Genomic DNA, 2,851 nt, shown 5'->3' with positions numbered 1-2,851 from the left:
TGTACCTTTTTCAATTAATTGAACCATTTTAGATAAACCAGCAGGCGTTAATGCAACGTCTTTTAATTCTTTTTGTTGTTTGTTTAAGTATGCAAGTACTTCACCCATTAACCAGTTCGATGTTAATTTCGCATCAGCACCGCCTGCAACAGTTGCTTCAAAGAAATCAGACATTTCTTTCGTTAATGTTAATACGTGTGCATCATAAGCTGGTAAGCCAATTTCTGCAACGTAGCGAGCTTTACGCGCATCTGGAAGTTCTGGAATAGAGGCACGAACTGCTTCTTTCCACTCATCGTCGATGTAAAGTTCAACTAAGTCTGGCTCCGGGAAATAACGGTAATCGTCAGATCCTTCTTTCACACGCATTAAGATTGTTTTCTTCGTTGCTTCATCATAACGACGTGTTTCTTGTTGGATGATACCACCAGATAACAGTTCTTTTTCTTGGCGCACTTGCTCATGCTCAAGACCTTTTTGTACGTAAGTGAATGAGTTTAAGTTTTTCAGTTCCGCTTTTGTACCGAACTTCTCTTGTCCAACTGGACGAAGAGAAATGTTCGCATCACAACGCAAGGAACCTTCTTCCATCTTACAATCAGATACACCAGTGTATTGAATGATTGATTTTAACTTCTCTAAGTATGCATATGCTTCTTCTGGCGTACGCATATCTGGCTCAGATACGATCTCGATTAAAGGCATACCTTGACGGTTGTAGTCTACTAATGAACCATCAGCTGTATGCGTTGATTTACCAGCATCTTCTTCTAAATGAAGACGTGTAATACCGATACGTTTCTTTTTACCGTCTACTTCGATTTCAATCCAACCATTTTCACCAATTGGCTTATCAAATTGAGAGATTTGGTAAGCTTTCGGGTTATCTGGATAGAAATAGTTTTTACGGTCAAACTTTGTTTCCGTTGCGATTTCACAGTTTAATGCCATTGCAGCTTTCATTGCAAAGTTAACTGCTTCTTTATTTAAAGTAGGAAGCACCCCTGGGTATCCTAAGTCAATTACACTTGTTTGTGTATTTGGCTCCGCTCCGAATTCTGTTGGACTCGCAGAGAAAATTTTCGAATTTGTTTTTAACTCAACGTGAACCTCTAAACCAATAATTGTTTCTAAATTCATCTATGCTCGCCTCCTTACAGACTTGCTTTTTTTGTATGATAGTCTGTTGCTTGCTCAAACGCATGTGCAACGCGGTAAATTGTCGCTTCATCGAAGTGTTTACCAATGATTTGTAGACCAAGTGGCATGTTGTTAGCACCAAATCCACATGGAACTGAAATCGCTGGAACACCCGCTAAGTTTACTGGGATTGTTAAAATGTCATTTGCATACATTGTCATTGGATCGTCAACTTTTTCTCCCACTTTAAATGCCGGAGTTGGTGTTGTTGGTCCAATAATAACATCATAGTTAGCAAATACATTTTCAAAGTCGTTCTTAATTAATGTACGTACTTGTTGTGCTTTTTTGTAATATGCATCATAGTAACCAGAGCTAAGAGCAAATGTACCAAGCATAATACGACGTTTAACTTCATCACCGAAACCTTCACTACGTGTGTTTTTGTAAAGATCTAATAAGTTATTTACATTATCAGAACGAACACCGTAACGCACGCCATCAAAGCGTGAAAGGTTAGCAGATGCTTCAGAAGAAGATAGTAAGTAATACGTTGCTAGAGCGTATTTAGAGTGCGGAAGAGATACTTCCTCCCAAGTTGCGCCCATACCTTCTAATACTTTTAAAGCAGCTAGTACTGACTCACGAGCTTCTTCGCCAACACCTTCGCCTAAGTATTCTTTCGGTACAGCAATGCGTAAACCTTTAACATCGCCTGTTAAACCAGCTAAATAGTTTCCAACTTCAACATTTGCAGAAGTTGCATCCATGCGGTCAATACCTGAAATAGCTTGTAATAAGTATGCATTGTCTTCTACTGTACGTGTAATCGGTCCGATTTGGTCAAGTGAAGATGCGAATGCTACTAATCCGTAACGAGATACGCGTCCGTAAGTTGGTTTTAAACCTACAACACCGCAATATGCAGCTGGCTGACGGATAGAACCACCCGTATCAGAACCTAGAGAGAATAGTACTTCTCCTGCTGCTACAGCTGCTGCAGAACCACCACTAGATCCGCCCGGAACGTAATCTAAGTTCCATGGATTTTTCGTAGCGTAGAATCCTGAGTTTTCATTTGAAGAACCCATTGCGAACTCGTCCATGTTTAATTTACCGATTGTAATTGTGTCAGCAGCTTTTAGCTTTTGCACAACTGTCGCATCATAAATTGGATCGAAGTTTGCTAACATTTTGCTCGCACAAGTTGTACGAAGACCGTTAGTTACAATGTTATCTTTTACACCAATTGGCATACCGAATAATAAACCATTATCTTCAGCACCAATCTTTGCATCTAATTCTTTCGCTTTCGCGCGTGCATTTTCTTCATCTAATGTAAGAAAAGCTTTTACGTTATCTTCAACATCCGCAATACGTTTGTAAGATTCTTCTACTAAATCCGTAACGGAAATTTCTTTGTTGTTTAATTTCTTATGTAACTCTGATACCGAATGATCAAATAATGACATCGAAATTCCCCTCCTCTATTCTAATACTGCTGGAACACGGATTTGATTATCTTTGTGATCCGGTGCATTTTTTAATACTTCTTCGACTGGTAAACCTTTTTCTGCTACATCTTCACGCATAACATTTTTCATCGTTAATACATGAGTTGTTGGTTTTACATCTGTTGTATCTAATTCATTTAACTGTTCTGCAAATGTAACAATTGCATCTAGTTGTTTTTGAAATTTTTCTGCTTCTT

3 protein-coding genes are annotated in these 2,851 nt (G+C 38.8%); all 3 read right to left on the bottom strand.

The features are described 5' to 3' along the window. Positions 1–1,140: Asp-tRNA(Asn)/Glu-tRNA(Gln) amidotransferase subunit GatB (gene gatB, locus MR170_RS30280; RefSeq protein ID WP_242310577.1), on the bottom strand; the 1,140-nt coding region annotated here is incomplete at its 3' end. A gap of 14 nt (positions 1,141–1,154) precedes the next feature. Further along, positions 1,155–2,612, bottom strand: a complete 1,458-nt coding sequence (gene gatA / locus MR170_RS30275; RefSeq protein ID WP_000051441.1) for an Asp-tRNA(Asn)/Glu-tRNA(Gln) amidotransferase subunit GatA — start codon at positions 2,610–2,612, stop codon at positions 1,155–1,157. 15 nt (positions 2,613–2,627) lie between these two features. Continuing rightward, positions 2,628–2,851 (bottom strand): Asp-tRNA(Asn)/Glu-tRNA(Gln) amidotransferase subunit GatC (gene gatC, locus MR170_RS30270; protein WP_242310575.1); only part of this gene is annotated, 224 nt, incomplete at its 5' end.

Origin of the sequence: Bacillus cereus group sp. BfR-BA-01524, assembly GCF_022662595.1 — a bacterium.
GTDB lineage: Bacteria > Bacillota > Bacilli > Bacillales > Bacillaceae_G > Bacillus_A > Bacillus_A thuringiensis_S.
The sequence above is the reverse complement of the archived record's forward strand: the minus strand, read 5'-3'. Positions and strand labels throughout refer to the sequence as shown.